The 25010-nt window shown below is 64.9% G+C and carries 20 protein-coding genes and 1 tRNA gene; 9 read left to right on the top strand and 12 right to left on the bottom strand.

Annotated elements, in window-relative coordinates; all coding sequences use genetic code 11:
- Positions 1 to 4 precede the first annotated feature (4 nt).
- Positions 5 to 1690: an asparagine synthase B gene (gene asnB / locus ACVOKO_RS14595; protein WP_346499624.1), complete on the bottom strand. Its 1686-nt coding sequence runs from the start codon at positions 1688 to 1690 to the stop codon at positions 5 to 7.
- Between the two features lie 359 nt (positions 1691 to 2049).
- Here asnB and ACVOKO_RS14590 point away from each other — a divergent pair, with 359 nt between their 5' ends.
- Together ACVOKO_RS14590 and ACVOKO_RS14585 are read left to right on the top strand one after the other, a co-directional pair.
- Complete coding sequence (locus ACVOKO_RS14590) at positions 2050 to 2955, top strand: tetratricopeptide repeat protein (RefSeq protein ID WP_346499623.1); 906 nt, start codon at positions 2050 to 2052, stop codon at positions 2953 to 2955.
- 103 nt (positions 2956 to 3058) lie between these two features.
- Positions 3059 to 3742: a pentapeptide repeat-containing protein gene (locus ACVOKO_RS14585; protein WP_346499622.1), complete on the top strand. Its 684-nt coding sequence runs from the start codon at positions 3059 to 3061 to the stop codon at positions 3740 to 3742.
- 87 nt (positions 3743 to 3829) lie between these two features.
- Here ACVOKO_RS14585 and ACVOKO_RS14580 read toward each other — a convergent pair whose 3' ends face one another.
- From ACVOKO_RS14580 to map, 10 genes are all read right to left on the bottom strand, one after another.
- The gene (locus ACVOKO_RS14580) at positions 3830 to 6142 is read right to left on the bottom strand and encodes a hypothetical protein (protein ID WP_346499621.1); all 2313 of its coding nucleotides are present in this window, start codon (positions 6140 to 6142) and stop codon (positions 3830 to 3832) included.
- 25 nt (positions 6143 to 6167) lie between these two features.
- Positions 6168 to 6242 (bottom strand) — tRNA-Arg (locus ACVOKO_RS14575).
- Between the two features lie 228 nt (positions 6243 to 6470).
- Positions 6471 to 7151: a hypothetical protein gene (locus tag ACVOKO_RS14570; protein ID WP_346499639.1), complete on the bottom strand. Its 681-nt coding sequence runs from the start codon at positions 7149 to 7151 to the stop codon at positions 6471 to 6473.
- 157 nt (positions 7152 to 7308) lie between these two features.
- On the bottom strand, positions 7309 to 7578 hold the full coding sequence (locus ACVOKO_RS14565; protein WP_346499620.1) for a hypothetical protein: 270 nt from the start codon (positions 7576 to 7578) through the stop codon (positions 7309 to 7311).
- A gap of 371 nt (positions 7579 to 7949) precedes the next feature.
- On the bottom strand, positions 7950 to 10838 hold the full coding sequence (locus ACVOKO_RS14560) for a diguanylate cyclase (protein WP_346499619.1): 2889 nt from the start codon (positions 10836 to 10838) through the stop codon (positions 7950 to 7952).
- A 57-nt stretch (positions 10839 to 10895) separates the two neighbouring features.
- Positions 10896 to 12023: a succinyl-diaminopimelate desuccinylase gene (gene dapE / locus ACVOKO_RS14555; RefSeq protein WP_346499618.1), complete on the bottom strand. Its 1128-nt coding sequence runs from the start codon at positions 12021 to 12023 to the stop codon at positions 10896 to 10898.
- Positions 12024 to 12081: 58 nt separating this feature from the next.
- Complete coding sequence (locus tag ACVOKO_RS14550) at positions 12082 to 12438, bottom strand: Spx/MgsR family RNA polymerase-binding regulatory protein (RefSeq protein WP_313272720.1); 357 nt, start codon at positions 12436 to 12438, stop codon at positions 12082 to 12084.
- 157 nt (positions 12439 to 12595) lie between these two features.
- A complete protein-coding gene (gene dapD, locus ACVOKO_RS14545; RefSeq protein ID WP_346499617.1) occupies positions 12596 to 13699 on the bottom strand; it encodes a 2,3,4,5-tetrahydropyridine-2,6-dicarboxylate N-succinyltransferase in 1104 nt (367 codons plus the stop codon).
- Entirely contained in the window at positions 13699 to 16338 is a 2640-nt protein-coding gene (locus ACVOKO_RS14540; protein WP_346499616.1) for a [protein-PII] uridylyltransferase, read from the bottom strand. The genes dapD and ACVOKO_RS14540 overlap by 1 nt, the downstream gene beginning before the upstream one ends.
- Positions 16335 to 17111, bottom strand: coding sequence for a type I methionyl aminopeptidase (map, locus tag ACVOKO_RS14535; protein WP_062166453.1), 777 nt, complete (start codon positions 17109 to 17111; stop codon positions 16335 to 16337). The genes ACVOKO_RS14540 and map overlap by 4 nt, the downstream gene beginning before the upstream one ends.
- A 370-nt stretch (positions 17112 to 17481) precedes the next feature.
- Between map and ACVOKO_RS14530 the strand changes: the two genes are divergently transcribed.
- From ACVOKO_RS14530 to ACVOKO_RS14515, 4 genes are all read left to right on the top strand, one after another.
- On the top strand, positions 17482 to 17994 hold the full coding sequence (locus ACVOKO_RS14530; protein ID WP_346499615.1) for a Csu type fimbrial protein: 513 nt from the start codon (positions 17482 to 17484) through the stop codon (positions 17992 to 17994).
- Between the two features lie 13 nt (positions 17995 to 18007).
- On the top strand, positions 18008 to 18829 hold the full coding sequence (locus tag ACVOKO_RS14525) for a fimbrial biogenesis chaperone (protein ID WP_346499614.1): 822 nt from the start codon (positions 18008 to 18010) through the stop codon (positions 18827 to 18829).
- Between the two features lie 58 nt (positions 18830 to 18887).
- Entirely contained in the window at positions 18888 to 21143 is a 2256-nt protein-coding gene (locus ACVOKO_RS14520; RefSeq protein ID WP_346499613.1) for a fimbria/pilus outer membrane usher protein, read from the top strand.
- A gap of 68 nt (positions 21144 to 21211) precedes the next feature.
- The gene (locus ACVOKO_RS14515) at positions 21212 to 22171 is read left to right on the top strand and encodes a Csu type fimbrial protein (RefSeq protein ID WP_346499612.1); all 960 of its coding nucleotides are present in this window, start codon (positions 21212 to 21214) and stop codon (positions 22169 to 22171) included.
- On the opposite strand, the gene ACVOKO_RS14510 is transcribed toward ACVOKO_RS14515, so the two are convergent.
- Positions 22135 to 22257: a hypothetical protein gene (locus ACVOKO_RS14510; RefSeq protein ID WP_346499611.1), complete on the bottom strand. Its 123-nt coding sequence runs from the start codon at positions 22255 to 22257 to the stop codon at positions 22135 to 22137. The genes ACVOKO_RS14515 and ACVOKO_RS14510 overlap by 37 nt on opposite strands.
- A gap of 221 nt (positions 22258 to 22478) precedes the next feature.
- Between ACVOKO_RS14510 and ACVOKO_RS14505 the strand changes: the two genes are divergently transcribed.
- The 3 genes from ACVOKO_RS14505 to ACVOKO_RS14495 all read left to right on the top strand — a co-directional run.
- Positions 22479 to 22991, top strand: coding sequence for a Csu type fimbrial protein (locus ACVOKO_RS14505; protein WP_346499610.1), 513 nt, complete (start codon positions 22479 to 22481; stop codon positions 22989 to 22991).
- A gap of 8 nt (positions 22992 to 22999) precedes the next feature.
- On the top strand, positions 23000 to 23788 hold the full coding sequence (locus ACVOKO_RS14500) for a fimbrial biogenesis chaperone (protein WP_346499609.1): 789 nt from the start codon (positions 23000 to 23002) through the stop codon (positions 23786 to 23788).
- Position 23789: 1 nt separating this feature from the next.
- A partial coding sequence (locus tag ACVOKO_RS14495) for a fimbria/pilus outer membrane usher protein (RefSeq protein ID WP_481558682.1) occupies positions 23790 to 25010 on the top strand: 1221 nt, incomplete at its 3' end.

The raw sequence follows: 25010 nt of genomic DNA, 5'->3' as shown, positions 1-25010 counted from the left end.
TCACTCAGCCGGCCAGTGCCTGCTCATGCACACCGGCTACGGCACGCCCGGACGGGTCGGCCATGCTGGCAAAGCTGGCATCCCAGGCAATCGCCGCCGGTGACGAGCAGGCAATCGACTTGCCGCCCGGCACGGTCTCCGACGCCGCATGGCTGGGGAAGAACTGCTCGAACACATGGCGGTAGTAATACGCCTCCTTGGTCTGCGGCGGGTTGTGCGGGAAGCGCTTGTCGGCCGCTGCCAGCACGCGGTCACTGACCTGCGCTTCAGCGTGCGCCTTCAGACCGTCGATCCAGCCATAGCCGACGCCGTCACTGAACTGCTCCTTCTGCCGCCACAGGATTTCCTTGGGCAGATAGCCTTCGAAGGCTTCGCGCAGCACCGCCTTCTCGATGCGGCCGCTGGCCTTGTCGATCATCTTGTGGCGTGCGTCCATCTTCATTGCCACGTCCAGGAACTCGCGGTCCAGGAACGGCACGCGCGGCTCCACGCCCCAGGCCATCATCGACTTGTTGGCACGCAGGCAGTCGTAGTTGTTCAGTGCGTCGAGCTTGCGCACCAGTTCTTCGTGGAACTCCAGCGCGTTGGGTGCCTTGTGGAAGTACAGATAGCCGCCAAAGATCTCGTCGCTGCCTTCGCCGGACAGCACCATCTTCACGCCCATTGCCTTGATGCGCCGCGCCAGCAGGAACATCGGCGTCGATGCGCGGATGGTGGTGACGTCATAGGTTTCAACGTGGCGGATCACTTCCGGCACCGCGTCCAGGCCTTCCTCGAAGGTGTACTCGAAACCGTGGTGCACGGTGCCCAGTGCGGCAGCGGCAACTTCGGCAGCGGCCAGATCCGGCGAGCCCTTCAGGCCAATCGCAAAACTATGCAGGCGCGGCCACCAGGCTTCACTCTGGCCACCGTCTTCGATGCGGTTGCGCGCATAACGTGCGGCAACGGCAGCGACCAAGGACGAATCCAGACCACCGGACAGCAACACGCCGTACGGCACATCGGTCATCAGCTGGCGGTGCACGGCACGCTCGAACGCCTCGCGCAGCTCAACCAGCGATACATCCACGCCTTCCACTGCGGCGTAGTCACGCCACGGGCGCTCGTAATACTTGCTCAGCGTATCGGTGCTGCTGTCATACCAGTGGCCAGGCGGAAACTGCGCAACATCGGCGCAGGTATCGGACAGCGACTTCATTTCCGAAGCAACGCACAGCCGGCCCTGCTTGTCGTGGCCCCAGTACAGCGGCACCACGCCGATCGGGTCGCGGGCGATGATCACGCGCTGTTTGGCGCGGTCCCACAACGCGAACGCGAAAATGCCGTTGAGCCTGTTCAAGTACGAGGCCGGTTCGTCTTCCCGGTACAGCGCGTTGATCACTTCACAGTCCGAACCGGTCTGGAAGGCGTAGGGCTGGGTCAGTTCCTTCTTCAGCTCCTGGTGGTTGTAGATCTCACCGTTCACTGCCAGCGCCAGTTGACCGTCGTCGGACAGCAGCGGCTGCGAGCCGCCAGCTGGGTCGACGATGGCCAGGCGCTCGTGCACCAGGATCGCCCCGTCGTCTACGTAAACGCCGCTCCAGTCCGGGCCGCGATGCCGTTGGCGCTGGGATTGTTCAAGCGCCTGCCGACGCAGCGCCTGCAGGTCGTCACCGGATTGCAGGCCAAAAATGCCGAAGATGGAACACATGGGAAAGCTCCTGGGTTGTGTGGGGACAAACATTCGAAGCAACGGCTGGTAGACCTGCAGCCGTTCGGTGTTCCCGCCCGGCCATAAAAAAACCCGCATCGGCCGATGCGGGTTTTCTGGTGTCCTGAGCGTGTTGCCTGTTCTAGCTCTGGTCGCAGTCCCGCAGTGGCCGCGCACGATTATTCGCGCGCAGATTATTGCGGTTGTTATTGTTGACGGCGGTGGCCAGGAACGAGGACATGGCGCTGACCGTAGCCCTGTTTCGGCGGGCGCGCAACTGTTGCTTTGGCAACCGATTCAGCAGCAGGGCTGGCGCGCTCCGCGATAATCCCCGCCCCCCTGCCTGGACGAGCTGCCGGATGCCCCGCCCCACGCCCCGCCTGCTGCTGTACGCCCTGCCCCTGTTCACCCTGTTCACCCTGCTCGGTTGCGCGACGGCGCCGGCCAGCCGCCCACCCAGCGATACCGAGCGCGACGCGCTGTCCGCTGCCGCCGATGGTCAGTTCGATTCGGCCCTGCGCGTCGCCAGGATGTACCAGGCCTGGAACGACCCACGCGCTCTGGACTGGTACGCACGCGCAGCAGCGACACAACCACGCACCCATCGCAGCACCAGCGCCGAAGAGCAACTGGGCACGCTACTGGAGCGCGGCCGTCTGGACAGCAGTGACGAACCACAGAAACCGCAGGACGTGCGCTTCAAGCCCTCACCGCGCAAGGCGTTCCGCTGGTACCACAGCGCTGCTTACCACGGCTCGCCGTATGCCATGGACGACCTGGCACGCTGGTACGAGCGCCAGGGTGACATGGCCGGCGCGCTGCGCTGGCGGCTGCGCTCGGCGGTGTACATGCGTGAGTTGTACAAGTTGGAGGCCCTGCGCGGCGCCACCCGCGCATCGACCGAGGCCGCGCGCCTTGCTGCTGACCGGCCCTCCACCAACGCCGCCATCGCTCGCATCCAACGCCGGGCGGCGCGCGGCGATGCCGAGGCCCAGGTCGATCTGGGTAGCTTGCACGAAGCAGGCATTGGCATGCCCGAGGACAAGACCGAAGCACTGCGCTGGTACCAGCGCGCCGGCGAACAAGGCAATGTCTACGGCCAATACTTCGCCGGGCTGGCATTGGGTCGCGGCGGCAAGGGCCTGCAGAAGGATGAGGCTGCCGCGGCGGCGTGGTTCGCCAAGGCCCACGCACAGCAGTTCTATATGGCCGAAGAATCCTATTGGCGCAAAGCCATCGCGCCGCCTTTCTTCATCTTCGAATGATGCTGCTACAGCGCTGTACACAGAATTTCTGGTGCAACAAGACTGCATCGACACGCAGTTGTCACCCACAATGAAGCATCAGCAACCGCAGGTTCCCGCAGCAATGAGCACTCCGATATTCCGCGATGAGACCATCAGCCGCGAACGCATGCAGGCGATCATCAAGGCGCATCCACGTGCTGCGGTGTTTGAGTCCTGCACGTTGGACGAAGGCGATTTCTCGCGCTTGGACATGGACGGCTTCCAGTTCAACCAATGCTCACTGACCCGCGCAAACTGGCTGGCGGCGTCGCTGGAAGAAAGCCGATGGCAGAAGTGCCGGGGCAGCCAATGCGATTTCAGCTCAGCCCAGCTCAGTGATTCGCGCTTCGATCATTGCGACCTCAACAACAGCTTCTGGCGACGCGCCACGCTGTCGTCGGTGCAGTTCAAGGACTGCAAGCTGACCGGCGCCCACCTGCAGGAAGTGAGTGGCTGGGCACTGGAGTTCCGCGATTGCCTGCTGGTCAGCGCCGACCTGCGCGGACTGTCATTTCGCAAGGCGCAACTGGAGGGCATGGATTTCTCCGATGCCGATCTTTCCGGCTGCGATTTTCGCGACGCGGTTTTCAGCGGTGGCAGCCTGCGCAACGCACAGACCCGGCTGACCCGCTTCGAAGGCGCCGACCTGCGCGATACCGATATCAGCGGGCTCAACGTGATGGACGCGAAGTATTTCAAAAAGGCGGTGATCTCGCAGCGGCAGGCTGCGGCGGCGCTGGCGGCATTCGGCCTGATTGTCGCCTAGGCGGGTTGGCTGATCCCTGGATGGACTGCGGGGAGCAGCAGGAAACATCGAGATTGCGATCTCAAACGGCATCACCCTGCGCACCAGCTAGCGGACGCTGGGCAACAGCCAATGCGGGCCGGTCGTCCAGCCGGTGAAAACCCGTGCGCCATCCGGCGCGGGCGCTTGTTGAGGCAGCGGCCTGCCCGATGCGGCCAGCCGCAGGCCCTGCATGACTGGCTCGAAGCGCGACCTGAAGTTCTCCGGTTGCGCAAAAAAATGCGCCTCGATGCGCGCGAGAGCGTGCCGCCTGCGGTCATCGTCGAGCATGGACAGAAAGAACACCATCTGCCGCCACGCGTACGCCGTGTTCTTGAGCATCACCAGCCGGCCATGCCAATGCGCGATACGCATCTGCTGGCGCCTGCAGACCCACTGGAATCCCTTTAGCGCCAGCGCGTCCAATGTCGGCTCCAACATGGCGCGAAGGCCAGCCCCTTCAAGCAGCACGGCAAGGTTATGGGTCGTCAGTATCTGGCTCTGCTCGAGAATGGTGCCGTTGGTGGCCACGTTGCCCCAGGTGTCCGCCAGCCCCGCGCGCCGCGCGGCCAGGTTCGACAACGCATCAAAGGCTTCCTTTGAGCGCCTGCTGCCCTTCGCGGTTTCCGGCCGGTGAGGCAGCGCCGCCAGCGCATCGGTGTCGATGTCGTAGTAGGCGGCATACAAGGTTCCCGCAACGGCCTGGGCCGCGCAGCGTGCGGCATCGACGAATGTATTCGTGAACTGGCCCATGAAGATATCGGCGGCGATTTCATCGACCAACGGCAGCTTCAGCGTTGCGCTGTCAGCAAGCGCGCGGAACTCGTTGAGCAGTTTGTTGGGGAGGATGGCGTGCGGAAACGCCGTGATCGCCACCGCCGCCGACTCGACCAAGGCTGCGCGTGCCATTTCCGTGCTGGCGCTGTCGGAAGCACGGTAAGCGGCGATCACCGAGACCCAGGGCAACTCGTTCAGCCGCACCTGGCTCTGGAGGTTGAGCAGCAACAACGAACGCCGCTTGCGGAACGCACGGTAAGTTGCAGCGTAGAGGTGGCGCAGCCGCGGGTCGGCCAGCTCGCTGCTACGGATTTCTGCGGTCAACGCCGGAAGTACGCGAGCGATGGTGTCGCTGGAGGTAACGATGCCGGCCTGGACAAGCTCGGCGATGGTGCCGCGCCGGCACCGCAACAGACGCGCACGCACGGGATCGGGCAATGGAAGCCCCGGTTCGATGTTGAACCTCGCGGCCTCTTCTTCGGTAATCGGTTCGCACAGAGCAGAAAAGTCGGCGATGCCTTCTGATCCCGGGTAGGCCGCCAGTCGTGCGGCAACAGCATGGCCAATACGGCGGTAAGGCGCCGAGGCAATCTCGCGCTCCTGTTGCCGCCTGCGGGCAACATGCGCTGGCGAACCAGGAGCGCCGTGTGCGCGTACAAAGTCATCGACAATTCTGCGTATCCGGCCAACCTGGCGCCCATTGAGCGCGCTCGCATCGGCGGCGCATACGGCCAGCAGCGCGAACAATTCACTGCTGCGACGCTTGTGCTCGGCGCTGTCTGCGCCGGCCGCTGAGCGAGCGTCAGCGATGCGCGCCAGCAACGCCTTGGCCGAAGCGTCCCAGCCGTCGGGATAACGTTGGCATGGCCAGCCATCGACACAGGTAGCGAGGAACAGTGCGATGGTGGCGTCGTAGAGCGGCAAACGCATCTCGATCGCCCGCCTCTGCGCTGCCAACCGCGGCTGCGCGCTCAGTTGCGACAGCCGCTGACGGACGTCGGCCGCACTGAAAATGCTGACTTCGGCGGGCAGCGGCAATGCACTTTCGGTGCGCGCCGGAAAAAACCTGAGCCTGTCGAAGAACGGCGCAATCGCCTCGATCACCTCATGCGCCTGCTCGATACGGCCCTGCTCAACCAGCCAGGCGACCATAGGCAGCGCGGACTCTTCGGGCAGATCAATGCGGTAGCAGCCTTCGCCGAGCATGCACTGGAGATGATCCAGACCGGCCTCGGTCAGGTGCCACAGGTTCAAGTCCAAACGCATCTGTTCAACACGCACACCAGGCACTGTCGCAGACAGCGTGCGTTCGTAGTCGGTCGGCTCACCACCGGCGAGCAGCCGCCCGGTAGCAAAACCACCGGTAGCCACCTCCAGCGTGGCCCACGCCGGGAGCTCGGTGAACGGTGTCCGCGAACCATAGTTTGCGGTTCCGCGCAGCGCGTGGTCGAGTATCTGCCGCCACCGCTCCGCGCGTGCCGCTGCGCGCTCGCGCACCTGCGGATCCGGGTGATGCTGCGTGCTCTGCAGCGCCTTAGCCAGCTGGAAATGTGCGTAGGCAAGCCCAGGCGTGGTGTCCGGACCGGGGCTTGGATCGGAAGTCATGCGTGCTGTTGATACCGCGATGTAATGGGTCCGGAGGCTGGATTCGAACCAGCGCCCTCCCGGTTAGAAGCCGAGCGTTCTGCCACTGAACTACCCCGGAACGTGAGCGGAATGTCGCATGGGGTGAGTGGATGTGCAATACGGCAAGTGATGGTGGATGCCTTGCTGCGGGCCAAGCACGGCATCACGGCCGCAGGCTGCCATCAGGCAGCAAGATCAACCCTGACGCCTGCCCGTATTCCCACCATGCCCTTGCCGGGCACACCAACCAGGATCCAACGCCGGGACGCTGCGCCACCTCGTACAACCAAGGCGACGCCGGTGCGCTCTATCGACCGGCGGGTCCTGCATGTGCTTCGTTGTTGCCCTGCGCAGCCGCACGACTTTGCGCGAACTCCGGGAAGGTCTTGGCCAGCGAGTCCTTGTCCGGCAACACATAGAACACGCCGCCGCGCTCGAATGTGGGAGCGACGATCTGCGCGTAGAAATCCGGCGAGATATTGATGCAGCCATGCGTCACGCGGTTGTCGTCCGGCGACGGCGATGCAAGCCGTTCGGCGCGTCTCTCAGCCGGTACGCCGGTGGCGGTGGGATGGATGGAGACAGCAGACTCGTAGTCAACCCACAACACCCGCCCAGCATCGATTGATGGGCCGAATCCACCCACAAAGCGGCCGGCCGGTGTGGTTCGATCACGGCCCGGAATCTCGCGCAGTGCCAGACCGGCGACGCCTGGCGCCGTATGGTCGCCGACCGCCGAGCCGAACAGCCCGGGCGTCGCACCGCGAAGCCGGCCTTCGCCGTCGAATACCAGAATCTGTGCAGCGGCCTTGTCCATCACCGCGAACGGATAGCCTTGGTTGTCCTTGCTTGCAACAACCCAACCGGCAAGCTCAATGACGGTGTCAGACACGTGTTGATCTGGCGGGAGCTGATCGGTGGAGGCCATCGGTTGCGCGGTGACATCTTCGGCGCTGGCCACGCCGACGCTGGCGAACGCCAGCGCAATTGCCAGCGCGCCAGGAAGGGCCCGCCCTGCAGTGTGTGTGTACTTACGGATGGGACAACTCCTTGCAATGCAGGCTGGATGAGAACAAGGAAGCCAGTGGCCAACAAAGGCCACTGGGTCCCGGCTTCATAGGCTTGTTAAATCTTGTGCCAAGCGATCAACCGCGTGGCGTGCGGCGAGGTGCTCTTTCAAGCTGCTGGACGCGGCCTTCAATTTGATCCAGCCGTTGGTTGGCCTGTTGCGCGGATTGGTTGGCGGATTCGGCACTCTGGGCTGCGCCCTGCACCTTCGAGTCGAGTTGATCAAGGCGTGAGTTGATGCCTGCAAACTCTTCCTTATAGGTTGCGCAGGAAGCAAGGCTGACGGTGACGAGCATCGCCACACCGAACGTACGTGCCATCACTATTTGTTGTTTTGTCAGAAACATTCCACTCCCTCCTTCGTCTGGGGAAGCCCGAATATAGCGGCCTTTTTGCCATTGTCGCGATCCGCTTTCAGCTGACGTTGGAACACGTGGATGGACCGTGAAGACATGGCGGGCGGTGGAGTTGCGGCATGTCTCGAACAATCACTGAAAAGAACGCGACATCTGGGCGACCGTCACGCTTTGTGCACACGTAACGATCAAACCCGGGGCGAAAGCCGGTCTTGGCCAGGCAAACCAGTCTGCGACATTTGATCCACCGCGCCTATTCAACTACGCCCTATTCATCTTTAAAACCAAGCTCGCCGTGCTCGCTACCTACGCGCTGCGCCTTTCAACGCCTTGCTGCTGTCGCAGTGTTCCAGCGCCGACTACTACCCACAATCCTGCTCATGCAGGCAGGCAACCTCCACCCGGTTGCGCCCCTCGCGCTTGCCGCGATAAAGCGCCTGATCAGCGCAGCGCAACAAGGCCATCGGGTCCTCCTCCATTATCGGAATGCAGACTGCAATTCCGATACTGATGGTCACCCGCTGTCCCGCCGCGCCGGTAACCTGCTCCACCGCACTGCGCAGGCGCTCGCCACGCACGAGCGCCTCCTGCTGGTCGCAATCAGGCAGGATCAACACGAATTCCTCACCGCCGTAACGTGCGACCAGTTCATCGCCTCCCGTCACCTGTGCGGCCAGCGTCTGCGCCACGCGGCGCAGCTGCAGGTCACCGATGTGATGCCCATGGGTATCGTTGAACTGCTTGAAGTGATCCACGTCGATCATCATCGCCGCCAACGGTTGCTGCTGCATCGCGCAATGCTGCCAGGCACGCAGCAGGGCTTTCTCCATTGCGTGCCGGTTGGCGATACCGGTGAGGCCATCGGTTTCCACCAAGGCTGAGAGGCGTGCGTTGGCGCTCTGCAGCTCGGCCGTACGTTCGTCGATCTTCTGCTCCAGCAGTCGGTTCTGCGCGTTGACAGCGCGTGTGCGCAGCCGCACCACCGCCACAACCAACAGCAGGCCCAGCGCGGCAAAGCCCAGCAGAACCCAGCCGCGCTGATACCAGAACGGCTCCACCTGCAACCGGTAGTCCATCACTTCCGTCGGCGTTCCGCCCAGCACCCGTGCCTGCAACTGGAAGGTATAAGACCCGGCCGGCAGGCGCTGGTAGGTCAGCTCACGTCCGGCGGTCCAAGGCGACCAGTTGTCGTGATAGCCCGGCATGCGATAGCGGAACTCGACCTCCGGCTCCATGCTGTGCACACCGAAGCGCAGGGCCAAGCCCGCACCGGCCGGCAAACGCTGCACCGTCTGCGCTGACAGCGGCAACAATATTGGTGGGTGATCCGCTCGCTGCAACTCGATGCGATCAAGCCGCGCCTGCGGCGCGGTTGCACCGGATTCGGCGGCAGCAGGATCCAACTGCAATACGCTGTCGCGGGTGACCACGCGCAGATTTCCATCATCGTGCAGCGCAACGCTCATGAAGCCAGGCACGCGACTGTCGCTGACCTGTTGCAGCCGGAATGTGGCGGCGCCGGGCTTGCGCCACCACAGTTGCCTTGCCGTCCACGCAAAGCTCCCCTGCGCGTTGTCCTCGCCCTCAAGCTCCGAGGGCGCCTGCAACCCCACCAGCGACGGCAATTCGGCGGCTGCAAAGCGCTCGCCCTGCAGCCGCCGAACCTGCCCGGCGGAGATCGCATACAGCACGCCATCACTACGGAATACCCGCGTGCCCTGCCCGGCGACCACCGGCAGCCCCTGCGCATCGCCGTAGCGTTGATCGGTAAGCAGCTGGCCGCTATCAGGATTGAAGCGCCAGCGGCGCGCGCCACCACCCGCATCGCCAGCCCATAGCTCGCCGGCCGCAAGCTCGTACAGACCGTCCACCGCCTTGATATTGGTTTTCCACTGCGCCACTACCTGCCAACGCCCATCGCGCTGGCCAAGCACGATGATCCTGTCCTTGCCGAGCGCAAACATCCTTCGGCTATCGAACGTTGAAGGCAGCAGCTTGATGATGCTGTCACCCAAAAGCGGTGCCAGCAGCCGTCGCGGTTGTGTCTGCCCCGGATCCAGCACGGCCAGGCCATGGCGATCGCCGATCAGCAAACCGGCACTCGTCCCCTCCACGGCAAACGTTTCCAAATCCCGACGTGGCCACTGCAGCTGCGAGAACATCGGGGTGGCGACTGCGGAAGGCTGCGCACGCCACACCCCAATGCTCGCCACCCACAGATGGCCGTCATACCAGGTGCTGTCGAAGATCCGTCCGCTCAGGCCGTGCAGGCGCCCAAAGCGCGTCCACGGCAGCGACCAGCGCAGGCGCGCGATTCCGTTTTCACCGGATACCCATACCGCGCCTTCGTGGTCTTCCACCAGATCATGCATCTCACCTGCACAGGCGGCGAAGCTGTCGAGCAGGCGCAACCCCGGCGAGAAACGCATCACGGTGCAGTCAAAGCTGCCAACCGCGAAGCCGCCATCGGCCAAGGCGATGCCTGCGTATGGCTCATGCAGGCGAAAGACGGCGTCGGCCTCGGTGTCGAGCTTGCGCAGGCGCTTGCCATCGCTGAAATGGAAGCCATCGGCGGCGGCGAACAACAGCCCGCCGCGATACGGCCAGGCCGCAGGGACACGCAGCGTGGCCAGGGAGTCCATGCCGTCCACCAGAACCAGGCCGGCCCCGTCCACGCGGTACAGACCTTCCCCCGGAACCCGCAGGTAGACGGCGTCGCCGGCCACCAGCGGGCGGCTACGCGCGCCGGCAGGGAGCTGCAGCCGCGTGGTGCTGCCGTCCTTTTCCAGCACGAACAACGCCCCGGCGCTGGTCGCATGCACGCCCCGTGAGGTTTCGCCCAACGAGAAAACTTCAACCGGGGCCTGCACCAGGCCTGCACTGGCCAGGCGGGGCAGCAGATCGACGAAGCCATGGGTACCGTCGGCCCGCCGCAGCAGCTGCCCGAACAGCCCTGCACCGGCGACATAGATACTGCCGTCGCGCGCCAGCATGATCGAGTACACCGGCACCTGGCCGGCTGCCGCAAGCAGCTCCCACACGCCACTGCGGTAGAGCATCACCCCTTCGCCACTGGCGGCATACAGGCTGCCTGCGCGGTCAACGACCACGCCCGGGTAGGTCGGCGAGGCCGGCAGCTGGCTTGCCCCGAACTGACGCAATAACGGCAAGCCATGCATCGCGGTGGTTGCATGCGCCAACGGCAACATGCAAACCAGCACGAACACCATCAGTCCATTGCGGAACCACATTTGAACGCCATCCATCTCGCCCCCCCCGGCAAGATTGTGCACCTGCACGGTAACAGCTCAGTCCAGCAGTTTTTCTATCAGTGTCCGGTAAAGGTCTGGTAGCGCCTGCAGATCGCCCACGCGCACGTTCTCATCAACCTGGTGGATGCTGGCATTCACCGGCCCCACCTCGATGCACTGCGCGCCCAAGGGCGCGATGAAACGGGCATCGGAGGTGCCACCGCCGGTGCTTTCCTCCGGCGCGGCGCCGGCAAACCCGGCCAGCACCTCACGGGCGACGCTGCGCAGGCGGCCTTCCGGGGTGTAGAACGGCTCGCCGCTGCGGTGCCACTGCAGGTCGTAATCCAGGCCGTGACGATCGAGCAGCGCGCCGATCTCGGCTTCCAGCCTGTCGGCGTTCCAGTGCGGGTTGTAGCGCAGGTTGAACATCACCTGCAGCTCGCCCGGGATCACATTGTTGGCACCGGTGCCGGCATTGATGTTGGAGATCTGCAGGCTGGTGGACGGGAAACTTTCGTAACCATCGTCCCAATGCCTGGCAGTGAGCTCAGCCAAGGCCGGCGCGGCCAGATGAATCGGGTTGCGGGCCTTGTCCGGATAGGCGACGTGGCCCTGCACGCCCTTGACGCGCAGCTTGGCCGACAGGCTGCCGCGCCGGCCCACGCGCAGCAGGTCACCGAGCTTGGCGGTGGACGAAGGCTCGCCGGTAATGCACCAGTCGATGCCCTGCCCGCGCTCAACGAACAGCTTGGCAATGTGGCGCACGCCATCAATGGCGTCGCCTTCCTCATCGCTGGTCAGCAGCACCGCCAGCGTACCGGGGTGGTTCGGGTGGGCGGCAACAAACTGCTCGGCGGCCACCACGAAGGCGGCGACGCTGCCTTTCATGTCAGCAGCGCCACGCCCGTACAGCACGCCGTCGCGCACTTCCGGCTTGAACGGATCACTGCTCCAGGCCTGGACCGGGCCGGTGGGCACCACGTCGGTGTGGCCGAGCAGCACCAGCACCGGCGCGCCGCTGCCGTGGGTAGCCCAGAGGTTGTCGACTTCGCCCAGACGCAGGTGCTCGCAGTTGAAGCCTGCGGCGTTGAGGCGGCCGGCAATCAGTTGCTGGCAACCGGCATCTTCGGGGGTTACCGAGGGGCGTGCGATCAGGTCGCAGGTCAGGGCGAGTACGTCGTTCATGGGGGCCTTATGGATCGGTGGCTTCGCGGCTTACGCCGCTCCTGCATGCAGTGGCGGATCAGGCGATGTTGAAGCGGGCCTTGAAGCCGTTGTCGCTGAAACCCTGGCTCAGGGTGCCGTCGTCGGTGATCACCAGCGGGCGCTTGATCAGCTGCGGGTATTCGCGCAGCAGCAGCTTCCACTCGGCATCGGATTCGGGCGACTTGCGGTTGTCCGGCAACTGCCGCCAGGTGGTGGACGATTTGTTGATCATCGCCGCGAAACCGCCGGCCTTGCCGGCCCACTCCAGCAGCGTTTCCGGGCTGGGTTTGTTGTCGCGGTAATCAACGAAGGTATAGGCGACGTTGAAGCGATCCAGCCACTTGGTGGCCTTCTTGCAGGTGTCGCAGTTTTTAAGTCCGTAGATCGTGGTCATGGTTCCAAGCTCGCGGTGATGTAGCCCCTCTCCCTTCGGGAGAGGGGTTGGGGAGAGGGTAAGGGTGAGGCCTCATGCAGGCCAGGCACTGCAGCGCTTCGCGCCAACCCTCATCCGCCCCGTTGGGGCACCTTCTCCCGCAGGGAGAAGGAGAAACTCAGTCCGCCAATCCGCGCAGCAGGTCATTGACGCTGGTCTTGCTGCGGGTCCTGGCGTCCACCTGCTTGACGATCACCGCGCAGTACAGCGAATGCGTGCCGTCCTTGGACGGCAGCGAGCCGCTGACCACCACGCTGTACGGCGGCACATAGCCATACGTCACTTCGCCGGTGGCGCGGTTGTAGATGCGGGTGCTCTGGCTCAGGAACACGCCCATGCCGATCACGCTGTGGTGGCCGACGACCACGCCTTCCACCACTTCCGAACGCGCGCCGATGAAGCAATGGTCTTCGATGATGGTCGGGCTGGCCTGCAGCGGCTCCAGCACGCCGCCGATGCCAGCACCGCCGGACAGGTGGCAGTGCTTGCCGATCTGCGCACAGGAGCCCACGGTGGCCCAGGTATCAACCATCGTGCCCTCGCCCACATGCGCGCCGATGTTGGTGAAGCTCGGCATCAGCACCACGTCCTTGCCGAAGTGCGTACCACGGCGCGCGATCGCACCCGGCACCACGCGCACGCCGGCCTGGCGGAAGGCGGCTTCGTCATAGCCTTCAAAGCGCGACTCGACCTTGTCCCAGAACGGGGCCGGGGCGCCGTCCATCACCGCCATGTCGTTGACGCGGAAGTACAGCAGCACGGCCTTCTTCAACCATTCGTTGACCTTCCAGCCACCGTTGCCATCAGGCTCGGCAACACGGAACTCGCCGGACTCCAGGCCATCGATCACGCGGTTGACCAGCGCGCGGGTCGAGCCTTCGATCTCGTCCATCGTCAGCATGGTGCGGCGCTCGAAGGCGCTTTCGATGCTGAACTTGAGCTCGGCCACACCCGGTGCCGGCGGCTTGCGCAGGCTGCGCGGGCCTACCGATGGCGTCGCCGGCTTGGCCGACGTCGGCTTGGCAGCTGCAACCTTCTTGACCGGGGCCTTCACTGCCTTGACTGCCTTGACTGCCTTGGCAACAGGCTTGGCGGCGGGCTTGGTCACGGCGGCGGCCTTTTTCTTCGGCGCGGCGGCCTTGCTCGGCGCGGCTTTTGCAGGCGCAGCCTTCTTGACGGCCTTCTTGGTCACGGTCTTCTTGGTTACGGGCTTGCTTGCCATCAGTGGGGGTCTCCTGGCTTGTTGTCGGGATCCAGGCAGGCCAGCAATGCGTCGCGCAAAGCCTGCATGGAGGTTTCGGTAAGCGGGTGATCGTGTCGATCGGTAAGCTGGAATTGATCTTCGGCGCGCTCGCCAAACGTGGCGATGCGCGCATCCTGCACGCGCAGGCGCTGATCACGCAGCACATGTGCCACATCGGCCAGCAGCCCGGGGCGGTCCGGCGCCACCAGGTTCAACACGGTGCGGCCTTGATGGCTGGATTCGAGGAACTCGATGCGCGGGGCGAAGCGGAAATGCTTGAGCTGGCGCGGCATCACCCGCCGCGACGGGCGCAGTATCAGGATATTGCCGGCCAGTGCCTTGCGCAGCACCGCTTCCAGGCGCGCGGCGTCGCCATCGGCAAAACTGCCTGCGGGCGTCACTTCGAAGGTATCGAAAATAGTGTCGTCAGGACCATCGAGCACGCGTGCACGGTGAATGCCGTAGCCGGCGCGGTCCAGGGTCATCACGATGGCGGCGAACATGCCGTCGCGGTCCGGCGAATGCACGAATACTTCCAGCGCGTCACTTTCCGGCGTGATCCGCCGCACCTTCACCAGAGTGCCGCCCTTGCGTATTTCAATCAGCGAGGCGGCCTGCCACACCAGCTGCTCGGGGCGGAAGCGCACAAAGCTTTCGTCGGGCATGGCGGTGAACTGGCGCTCGATCACCGCGTCGGCATGGCCGAGCAGGCGCATCTGTTCACGCACGTTGTCGCGCGCTTCCTGCACCCGCTCCGCCTCCGGCAAGGGATGCTCCAGGCCTTCGCGCAGCGCGCGACGGGTGGCGAAGTACAGGTCAGCCAGCAAGCGGTCCTTCCACGCATTCCACATCTTGGGGCTGGTGCCGGCGATATCGGCGCAGGTCAGCAGGTACAGGTAATCGAGACGATCACGGTCACCCACCAGGCCGGCAAAGCGATGGATCACTTCCGGGTCGGTGATGTCCTGTTTCTGCGCGGTGATCGACATGCGCAGGTGCTGCTCCACCAGCCACGCCACCAGCTCGGTATCCGAACCACTCAGGCCGTGCGCACTGCAGAACTCGCGCGCATCCACCGCGCCCAGTTCGGAATGGTCACCACCACGGCCCTTGGCAATGTCATGAAACAGGCCAGCCAGCAGCAGCAATTCCGGCTTGCGCAGGCGCGGCCATACTTCATGCGCAATGGAGAAACGTTCATCGGCACGGCCACTGGCGAACAAGGCGATGTTCCGCAGCACCATCAAGGTGTGCTGGTCCACCGTATAGACGTGGAACAGGTCGAACTGCATGCGCCCGGACACCGCCGCGAATGCAGGAATCCACTGCCCCAATACGCCCAGCCGCGCCATGCGCGCCAGCGTGTCGACCGCGCGCGGGCCACGCAACAAAGCCATGAACTGTTCGCGGACGCTGTCATCAACGGCCGAATAGGCCGGGATTTCATCCAGCATCTCGGCCAGGCCGCGCGCGGTCATCGAGTGCAGGCCGCGCACATCGGGGGTCCGCGCCCAGCAGGCAAACAAGGCAAATATGCTGCGGATGTCGCCATGCGGCCACATCGGATCATCGGCGGACAGGTAACCGCGGCGCAGCGAGAAACCGGCACCCACCGATTGCGGTGTGGCTTCGCCGTCGAACTGTTCTTCAAAGCGTTGCAGCAGGCGGTCGCTGATGCGGCGGATCACCGTCGCACTGCGATAGAAGCCCTGCATCATTTTTTCCACGCCCAGGCTTTCGGCGTCGTCGCCAAAGCCCATGCGTGCGGCCAGGGCTTTCTGGTAGTCAAACCGCAGCCGCTCTTCCGGGCGTTGCGCCACCAGGTGCAGACCGAAACGCAGCTGCGCCAACACCAGCCGTTCACGCTTGAGCGCAGCGGCTTCATCCAGGCCCAGATGGCCCAGCCCGACCAGCGCATCGATATTGCTGACGCCGAAGGCGCGCAGCGCCATCCAGCCCAGCGTATTGAGATCGCGCAGACCGCCCGGGCCATCCTTGATGTCCGGTTCCAGATTGTCGGCGGTGTCACCAAAGCGTTGGTGACGGGCCAGCAGCTCTTCGCGCTTGGCCAGGAAATATTCGCGCGGCGGCCATACCAGGCTCGGCGCGATCGCCCGCGCCAAGCCATGCTGGGCGGTTGCGTCAGCCGCCAGCGGACGCGCTTCGATCAAGGCGGTGAGCACCGTCTGGTCGGCGGCGGCGTGCACGCATTGCGCGGCTGAACGCACCGCGTGGCTGGCCGGCAGGCCGGCGTCCCACAGCAGCGCGAACAGGCGCGCCAGGGTGGCTTCGTGGCGTTGCTGGACGTCGTTTTCGGCCAGCACCAGCAGGTCGATGTCCGAGCGCGGGAACAACTCGCCACGGCCATAGCCGCCTACCGCGAACAGCGCCAAGCCGGCACTCGCGGGAACGCAGCGCTGCCAGGCTTCAACGATCAGCTGATCAACCGCCCGCGTGCGCAGGCCAAGCAGGCGCTCGACGTTGTCGGCCTGCTCGAAGCGCTTGCCAAGGCGCGCATCGGTGTGGGCAAGCGACTGCCGTGCATCGGCAGCCCATTGCGCGTCACCGGCGGAATCGGCCGGCGTGTCCAGACTCGGGCCCGCCGGCTGTGGGGTCATGCCTGCGCGGTTTCAGCCGGTGACAACGTCAATACCTCAACGCCGTCTTCGGTCACTGCGATCATGTGTTCCCACTGTGCCGACAACTTGCGGTCCTTGGTCACCACGGTCCAGCCATCGGGCAGCACCTTGGTGTAACGGGTGCCTTCATTGATCATCGGCTCGATGGTGAAGGTCATGCCCGGCTTCAACACCAGGCCCTGGCCCGGACGGCCGTAATGCAGCACCTGCGGCTCGTCGTGGTAGACCTTGCCGATGCCGTGGCCGCAGTACTCGCGCACCACGCTGAAGCGTTCGCCTTCGGCGTATTCCTGGATCGCGTGGCCCACATCGCCCAGGGTTGCGCCCGGCTTGACTGCGCGGATGCCGCGCCACATCGCTTCCTTGGTGGTTTCCACCAGGCGCTTGGCCATCACCGACGGGGTGCCGACGTAATACATGCGGCTGGTGTCGCCGTGCCAGCCATCCTTGATGACGGTCACATCGATATTGATGATGTCGCCATCCTTGAGCACCTTGGCTTCACTGGGAATGCCGTGGCAGATGACGTTGTTGACCGAGGTGCACACGGTCTTGGGGAATCCGCGGTAGCCCACATTGGCCGGGACGGTGCCCTGCACATTGATGATGTGGTCGTTGCAGATGCGGTCCAGCTCTTCGGTGGTGACGCCGGGCTTGACGTGCGGAGCGACGATGTCGAGCACCTCGGCCGCCAGACGGCCAGCGATGCGCATCTTCTCGATTTCTTCGGGGGTTTTCAGTTGGATTGCCATGTGCCGATTATCCCCCATTTGGGTTATTTCGCTAAGTATTTCACATTAATGAACGTGGAATAGGCCCTCTGGCCTCGGCGTTCCTCCGAACCGGACCGCCGCACGCAAGACCGCCCCCGCCGGCACCGCTGCGGGCTTTCCATACCCCTGCGAATCGTCTCAATCCGGGTCACCAAAGACGCCAAAACCCAGTTAGAACAACGCTAATTTGGCGCACGCGCATCACAGAAAAACCCGCCTTGGGACATATCTCATACTCCTCACGGGTGGCTTGGGAACAGACTCAATCCGCACCTGCCGCACCGTGTTTGCCGCTAGCCGGCCAGCTCGGAACAGGACAGGCGCGCTGTCTTTTCTCCAAGGATTCACCATGAAACTTCGCAATGTCCCCCTGTTCGCCTTCATCGCCGCCACTGCCTTCGCAGGTGCCGCCCACGCAGCGACAGACACCACGCAGTTCCAGGTCAAGATCACCATTACCGAGTCCTGCGACGTGCACACCGTCAACGCCAGCGACATCGACTTTGGCACCCATGTCCGCTCCACCAGCGCCACCCCGATCGACAACCAGGGCGCCCTGCAGCTCAACTGCAGCCGCGGCACGCCCTATCAGATCGCGCTGGATCCGGGCCTCAACTCCAGCAGCCCGACTGCGGCTGCCGACAACCGCCGCATGACCAACTCCGATGGCGGGCTGGTGCCCTACGGCCTGTACCGCGACGCCGCCCGCACCCAGTTCTGGGGCCGGGTGCTGGGCACCAACACCGTGGGCGGCACCGGCACCGCCGCCCAGCAGTCGATCCCGGTCTACGGCCGGGTAGCGGCCACCGATGTCGCTGCCGGCGTCTACCTGGACACCATCACCGCGACCGTCACCTACTGATCAGGCCAGCCCCATGAACCATCGCCACCCGCGCAGTTTGCGGGTGGCGAGCCTGGCCCGGCTCGCCACCGTATTTCCTGCACGATTACCTGCACTATTACTTGCACTCTCTTTACTGGCGTCCTTCCCCAGCAACGCCGGCAACCTGCAGGTCGCCCCCATCCTGCTTGAGGTTGCCAACACCCAGCCCTCGCAGACCCTGTGGCTGACCAATTCCGGAACCGAAACCCTGCGCGCCCAGGTCCGTGTACAGCACTGGACCCAGCACGACGGGCAGGAGCACCAGCAGCCCGGTGAGGGCCTGCTTGCCAGCCCACCCTTGGTGGACATCGCCCCCGGCCAGTCGCAATTGGTGCGCATCGTCCAGTCACAGCCAGGCAAACACGCCGGCGAACAAGCGTTCCGGCTGACGATAGACGAGGTGCCAACCGTAACCGGCAGCGCCACCTCCAGCCTGCGGTTTCTGCTGCGCTACTCCGTCCCGGTGTTCGTATTGCCACCCGGCGCGACACCGCAGCTGGAACGCAGTGGCAAACGCCTGCGCACCGATGCCACGCAGCTGCAGGGCCACTGGCAGGCAGGCAACGGCCAGGCCGCCCTGGTCCTGCACAACCATGGTTCCCAGCGCATCCGCATCAGCCAGCTGAGCTGGATCCCCGCCTCCGGCCCCGCCATCGAAATCACCCCCGGCCTGCTTGGTTACGTGCTGGCAGGCCAGCAGATGCGCTGGACGCTCCCCTTGCCCAAGCCCTTGCCCGCCGACGGCTTTCTCCACGCCAGGCTCAATGACGATGTCGACCCACAAGCCCTGCCGCAGGTCGCTGCTGAGCATTAGCCTCGGGCTTGCCGCTGCAGCGTTTGCCTGTTCACCGGCGTCTGCCGGAGAAGCAGCATTGCCCGCAACGGCGGCCGAGGACTACACGCTGCTCCTGCAAACCAGCATCAACCAGGCCGACACAGGCCAGTTGACGCCCTACGTGGTACGCCAGCAGACGCTGTTCGCCAGCCCGCACAGCCTGCGCCAACTCGGGCTCGCGCTGCCGCCCGAATTCGCCGAGCAGGCGTTGATCCCGTTGCCGGCGCTGGCCGGCGTCAGCAGCGACTACGACGCGGCCCTGCAACGCATCAACCTGCAGGTGCCGCTATCGATGCTGGACCGGCCAGCTACCCACAGGGATCTGCGCCGCATGGACTCGCCACGTCCAGATCCGGTTCAACGCAGCCCCGGTGGCGTGCTCAACTACGACCTGCATGCCCGCCACGAGGGGGGTAACGCACACCTGAGCAGTTTCAGCGAACTGCGCCTGTTCGGCCCGGGCACCGGCATCGCCAGCACCACGCTTGCCCACCTCGTCGGCAACGGCCGTACCCACAGCACACGCCTGGACAGCAGCTGGCGAGTGGATTGGCGTGATGCCATGGTCAGCCTCAGCGTGGGCGACAGCATTACCGCAGGGCACGAATGGACGCGTGCGCTGCGCCTGGGCGGCGTACGTGTGTCGCGCAATTTTTCCCTGCAGCCGTATCGCCTGACCACACCGCCGGCGTCCTTTGCCGGTGAAGCCATCCTGCCTTCGACCGTGGATCTGTACATCGATGGCATCCGCCAATCCAGCCAGCAGTTGCCACCCGGGCGCTTCCAGCTCGACAGCAGTCCTTCGCTCAATGGTGCTGGCCAGGCAAGACTGGTTGTCACCGACATCACCGGACAAAGCCAGACCCTGGACTTCGCCCTGTACGGCACACCGGAACTGCTGCAGTCCGGGCTGGCGGACTGGTCCTTGGAATTGGGAGCCATCCGCCGCGACTACGGCCTGCATTCCTTTGCCTACGGAAACCATCCGGTTGCCAGTGCCAGCCTGCGCTACGGGCTCTACGACAGCCTTACCCTGCAGGCCCATGCCGAAGGCAGCCGCGGCATCCAACAAGCTGGCGCAGGCACCGTGCTCCTGCTCGGCCGTCGCGGCGGGGTGCTCACAGGCTCGATCGCCGCCAGCCAAGCGGGCAGCCTGGGTGGCCAGCAATACGGCCTGGGCTACCAATGGAGCGCTCGCCGGTTCAGCGTCTCTGCCAGCAGCCTGCGCCGCAGCGCGGGCTACCGGGATGTGGCCGCCGTGCATGAGCGGGCCACCATGCCACGCCGCAGTGAGCAGGCATTTGCCGGCTTCAGCACCGCTGCCGGCCAGTTCAGCCTCAGCTACGTCGCCCAACACCATCCGGAGCTGCCGCGCAGCCGCTACGCCGGTGTGAACTGGTCACACGCGCTGAGCAACAACGCTCACGTAAGCCTCAACGTGAATCGCGACCTCAGCGACAAGGGCGGCAACAGTGCGTTCGCCTACTGGTCGCAACCACTGGACCGTCATACCAGCACAAGCGCTTCAGCCCGCCATGGCCGCAACGGCAACCGACTGTCAGTGGAAGCCAACCATGCCGCCAGCGAACCTGCTGCATTGGGTTGGCGTGCGCAGGTCAGCAGCGGCGGCGAGCGCCAGCGCGGCCTGCGCGCGGAAATCAACCAACGCGGCTTGCGCGGGCAATGGTCGGCAGGAGTCGAGCATGACCGCGCGGAAACCAGCTACACCCAGGCCTACGCCAGCGGCAGCGGCGCATTGGCCTGGATGGGCGGACGCATGCACACGCTGCCACGTGTTGATGATGCGTTCGCGCTGGTCTCCACCGCGGGCGTGGGCGACGTGCCGGTGCTGCTCGACAACCGCAGCGTCGGCAGCACCAACAGGCACGGCCAGCTGCTGGTGTCCCAGCTCAGCGCCTGGCAGCGCAACCAACTGTCCATTGATCCCCAGCATCTGCCAGCCGACATGCAGCTGGACAGCACCAGCGCGGAGGTGGTGCCGGAAACCCGCCGCGGCGTGCAGGTGGTCTTTCCGATGCGACGCACGCTTGCCCTGCATTTCGGCGTGCGTGACCGCGACGGCCAATGGTTGCCGGCAGGCAGCCGCATCACCGTGGAAGCCCCCGGCCATCTTCCCCAAAGCAGCATCGTCGGCCACGAAGGCAAGGTGTATCTGCTTGATCCCCCACCGCAGTCGCGCCTGCACTTTGACGCCGGCCAATGCAGCGCCCCTCTGCCCACTGCCCCGGCAAACGAAGGCAGGCTCAACCTCGAGGACGTGACATGCGAATAGTTCGTGCAGCAAGGCCCGGAACAGGCAGCAGGCGGCCCGCAAAGCGCAGCAGGCACTATCGGCGGCTGATGCTGGCGTTGACGCTGTGGCTGCCGTTGTTGCAGGCCGATGCAGCGCCGTACTGCAGCACCTCCAGTTCACCCAGCATCAATTTCGGCGCAGTCCCGGCCAGCGGCTACCAGGACGCGCAAACCGCCGTCGTGCTCAATTGCAATGGCGGTGTCAGCACACTGCTCACGCCGGCAATCTTCCGGGTCTGCCTCTTCATTGGCACCGGCACCTCCGGCGCGATGGCACCGCGCCTGATGCCCAACGGCAACGGTGACTTCATGCGCTACGACCTGTATGCCGATGCCTACCGCAGCCAGCTGATCGGTCCGCAATCAAGCGGCTATCCGCTGTACAGCCTGACGTTCCGGCTGGCCCCGCGCGAGAACCTGAGCTTCAGGATCCCCATCCATGCCCACGTACACGCCGGCCAGAACCTGCCGGGCAGGTTTCCTTACAGCGACATGCCGTACAACTCTTTCATTCGCTACAGCTATGGCTATATCCATACGCCGACCGAGAGTGATTGCCGCGAGCGCTACCCTGGCTCACTGGGCGGCGCAGGCGACATCAGCTTCAATTGGAATGGCGTGCAGGCAACCGTGACGCGCAGCTGTCGCATCAGCACCCTTTCGCAGATGAACTTCGGCGCCACCACTGCCTTCGAAGGCAAGCGCGAACAGACCGCATCACTGCAATTGAAATGCACCCGCGATGTCGCCTGGCAGGTGAGTCTGGATGAGGGAATGCATGCCCAATCCGGTGACCGCTTCATGGCTTCGGCCGATGCGCGCCTGGGCTACGAACTGTATAGCGACGCAAGCCGCTCCAGCCGCTGGGGCAACACCCAGAGCAGCGCTGTCAGCGGCGTCGGCAACGGTGAAATGCAGGGTCTTACCGTCTACGGCCAAGTGCCTGCACAGCCCGGCGCCCTGCCCGGCAACTACCAGGACACCATCACCGTGACCTTGACGTACTGATGCTCGCCGGACGCGCCAGCCAACGACAGAACCACTGGCATCTCGATACCGGCCTGCAATCGATCCGGCGCAACGACAAGTGCCATCCAGCTGCTGCAGATCGTGCAGGCGCAGGCAACATCTGACGTCAGCCAAATGCAGCAACGCTGCACGAATTGACCCAAGTTAGCAGGATCGCCCGTTCAGCCGAATCGGACGCAGCAAACCTGCGCCAAGCCGGCAAGCGCGTGCTTAGCTTTGCGCGCCCGCCGATGCGATGCCTCATCACATCACGTCACGCATTGGCATCCATAGCCGGGGTATCGACATGCGCAGGCACAGCATTTTCATCACGCCACTCAGTATTGCCCTGGCTGCCAGCGCTGCGCTGGCATCAGCGGCAACCCAGACCACGCAGTTCCAGGTCCGTATTGTCATCACCGAGTCCTGCAACATCCAGGCGGTTGCCGCCAGCGACATCGATTTCGGCACGCTGACCCGCTCCACCGGCACCCCCGTCGACGCCCAGGGCACCCTGGAGGTCAATTGCAGCAGCGGCACGCCCTATACCATCGGCATGAACCCAGGCACCAATGCCACCAGCACCACGGCAGCGGCCGGCAACCGGCGCATGTCCGACGGCGGCAACAACTTTCTTGCCTATGGCCTTTATCGCGACGCCGGCCGGCAGGATTTCTGGGGCGACGTGGTTGGTACCGACACCCATGCCGGGACCGGTAACGCGAGCACACAAAGCGTAGCCGTCTACGGACGCGTGCCTTCCACCGACGCCCCGGCCGGCAGCTACAGCGACACGGTTATCGCCACGATCACCTACTGAGCACAACCATGAGCGTGTCGTGCCCTCCGTCGACAACCTGCGCGGCCAACCGTGGCCGCCGCATAGCGCTGACCGCAGTGCTTGCCTGTGCATTCGGCAGCAACGCCGGCAACCTGCAGGTCGCTCCCATCGTGCTGGAGTTCAGCGAAAACCAGCAGGCCAACGCACTGTGGCTGGAAAACAATGGCGACCAGGCCGTGCATGCACAGATCCGCGTGCAGCAGTGGTCGCAGACCGGCGCAAGCGACGTGCTTGCACCCACGCAGGCCTTGCGCGCAAGCCCGGCGATCATCCAGGTACTTCCCGGCGAGCGCCAGTTGGTACGTATCGTGCGCCCGGCGCCGTTGCCTGCGACCATTGCCTACGAGCAGGCCTATCGGGTGTGGGTGGACGAGCTTCCCGAGGCCAATGCACAGCGACCTTCGGGCCTGCAATTCCTGCTGCGCTATTCCATACCGGTGTTTGTTCTGCCGCATGCCGCCCTGCCGCGTGAGCAGATCAGCACCGCCATGGAGGATGCGCACCGCCTGCAGACGAGTTGGCAGTTTGCGACCGGCGTGCTGGTCCTGGATGCGCACAACGCAGGCAACCAGCGCGTGCGCCTGAGCGAGCTTGGTTGGCGCGCGGACAACGGCACCGTCACCCCGCTGCACCCAGGCCTGCTCGGCTATGTCCTGGCCGGCCAGGACATGCAATGGAAACTGCCGCTGACGACGCAACTCCCCCACCCGGGCCACTTGCAGGCCAGGCTGAACGATGCCCCCGCAGCGCAGCCGCTTCTTTCTGCTGGCCGTTAGCATGGCCCTGGACGTCGCAGGCGCATCACCGCCGACCGCAGCGCGCCCGCTCAGCCTGCCTGATCCGTTCTCGGCCAGCGTCATCCAAACCCAGGAGCTGTACCTGGACGTCCATGTGAACCGCGAGCAGAACGGCACGTTGGTCCGCCTCAACTTGCAGGGCCAGACCCTGTCAGCCAGCGCATCCAGCCTGCGGGAAATCGGCCTGCGACTTCCAGGCGGGATAGCCGCCGATGCGCCTTCGATCACCTTGGATCAGCTTCCCGGCGTCCGCATAAGTTACGACCCGCGCAACCAGCGCCTGGACTTGCAGGTGCCGGTGCAGATGCTGGACCGTCCAACCACGCGACTGCGCGCAGGTGCGGCTGGCGATGCGCTTGCAGTCAGCGACAGCAGCCCCGGCTTGCTGCTGAATTACGATCTCTATGCGCAGCAACTGCGCGGCAATCGCGATATCAGCGGCTATAGCGAACTGCGCCTGTTCGGGCTGGGCCCAGGCACCTGGAGCACAAACCAGACCTCACGCTTGAGCAGCGGCCAAGGCGGACGCACTGCCGGCAGCATCCGCCTGGACAGCCAATGGCAGCTGGACCTGCCGGGCCCGATGCTGAGCCTGAGAGTGGGCGACCAGCTCACCGGCGCACTCGACTGGTCACGCTCGGCGCGCATCGGCGGCCTGCACCTGTCGCGCAATTTCAGCCTGCAGCCCTACCGGGTCACAACGCCGCTGGCCTCGTTTGCCGGCGAGGCCGTGCTGCCCTCGACGGTGGACCTGTACATCAACGGTGTGCGCCAGGCCAGCCAGCGCGTCGCCCCGGGTCGCTTCCAGCTGGACAGCACACCCGCGCTCAGCGGCAGCGGGCAGGCGCAGTTGCTGGTCACCGACATCAACGGCGACAGCCGCTCGCTGGAGTTCGCCCTGTACGGTGCGCCCGAGCTGCTGCAGCCCGGGCTGTCGGATTGGTCGCTGGATATCGGCGTATTGCGCAAGGACTACGGCCTGCGCTCGTTCCGCTATGACCGCCGGCCCTTGGCCAGTGCCAGCCTGCGCCGCGGCCTGAGCGACCGCCTGACACTGGAGACACATGCCGAAGTGGCCCGCAACGTGCGCGTGGCTGGCGTCGGGGGGGGGGGCGGCGGGGGGGGGCGGGCGCGGGGGGGGGGGGGGGCCGGGGGGGGGGGGCACCGCCCCCGGGCCGGGGGGCCCCGCCGGCCCCCCGGG

The organism is Stenotrophomonas sp. STEN240, assembly GCF_056756175.1.
The sequence above is the reverse complement of the archived record's forward strand: the minus strand, read 5'-3'. Positions and strand labels throughout refer to the sequence as shown.

Bases quoted from the DNA above. Each gene is read 5' to 3' on its own strand.
- ACVOKO_RS14585 (WP_346499622.1), top strand. From the start codon at position 3,059: ATGAGCACTCCGATATTCCGCGATGAGACCATCAGCCGCGAACGCATG.
- ACVOKO_RS14540 (WP_346499616.1), bottom strand. From the start codon at position 16,338: ATGACCCCACAGCCGGCGGGCCCGAGTCTGGACACGCCGGCCGATTCC.
- ACVOKO_RS14510 (WP_346499611.1), bottom strand. From the start codon at position 22,257: ATGGCACTTGTCGTTGCGCCGGATCGATTGCAGGCCGGTATCGAGATG.
- ACVOKO_RS14500 (WP_346499609.1), top strand. From the start codon at position 23,000: ATGAGCGTGTCGTGCCCTCCGTCGACAACCTGCGCGGCCAACCGTGGC.
- map (WP_062166453.1), bottom strand. From the start codon at position 17,111: ATGGCAATCCAACTGAAAACCCCCGAAGAAATCGAGAAGATGCGCATC.
- asnB (WP_346499624.1), bottom strand. From the start codon at position 1,690: ATGTGTTCCATCTTCGGCATTTTTGGCCTGCAATCCGGTGACGACCTG.
- ACVOKO_RS14560 (WP_346499619.1), bottom strand. From the start codon at position 10,838: ATGTGGTTCCGCAATGGACTGATGGTGTTCGTGCTGGTTTGCATGTTG.
- dapE (WP_346499618.1), bottom strand. From the start codon at position 12,023: ATGAACGACGTACTCGCCCTGACCTGCGACCTGATCGCACGCCCCTCG.
- ACVOKO_RS14590 (WP_346499623.1), top strand. From the start codon at position 2,050: ATGCCCCGCCCCACGCCCCGCCTGCTGCTGTACGCCCTGCCCCTGTTC.
- dapD (WP_346499617.1), bottom strand. From the start codon at position 13,699: ATGGCAAGCAAGCCCGTAACCAAGAAGACCGTGACCAAGAAGGCCGTC.
- ACVOKO_RS14530 (WP_346499615.1), top strand. From the start codon at position 17,482: ATGAAACTTCGCAATGTCCCCCTGTTCGCCTTCATCGCCGCCACTGCC.
- ACVOKO_RS14580 (WP_346499621.1), bottom strand. From the start codon at position 6,142: ATGACTTCCGATCCAAGCCCCGGTCCGGACACCACGCCTGGGCTTGCC.
- ACVOKO_RS14505 (WP_346499610.1), top strand. From the start codon at position 22,479: ATGCGCAGGCACAGCATTTTCATCACGCCACTCAGTATTGCCCTGGCT.
- ACVOKO_RS14525 (WP_346499614.1), top strand. From the start codon at position 18,008: ATGAACCATCGCCACCCGCGCAGTTTGCGGGTGGCGAGCCTGGCCCGG.
- ACVOKO_RS14565 (WP_346499620.1), bottom strand. From the start codon at position 7,578: ATGTTTCTGACAAAACAACAAATAGTGATGGCACGTACGTTCGGTGTG.
- ACVOKO_RS14550 (WP_313272720.1), bottom strand. From the start codon at position 12,438: ATGACCACGATCTACGGACTTAAAAACTGCGACACCTGCAAGAAGGCC.
- ACVOKO_RS14515 (WP_346499612.1), top strand. From the start codon at position 21,212: ATGCTGGCGTTGACGCTGTGGCTGCCGTTGTTGCAGGCCGATGCAGCG.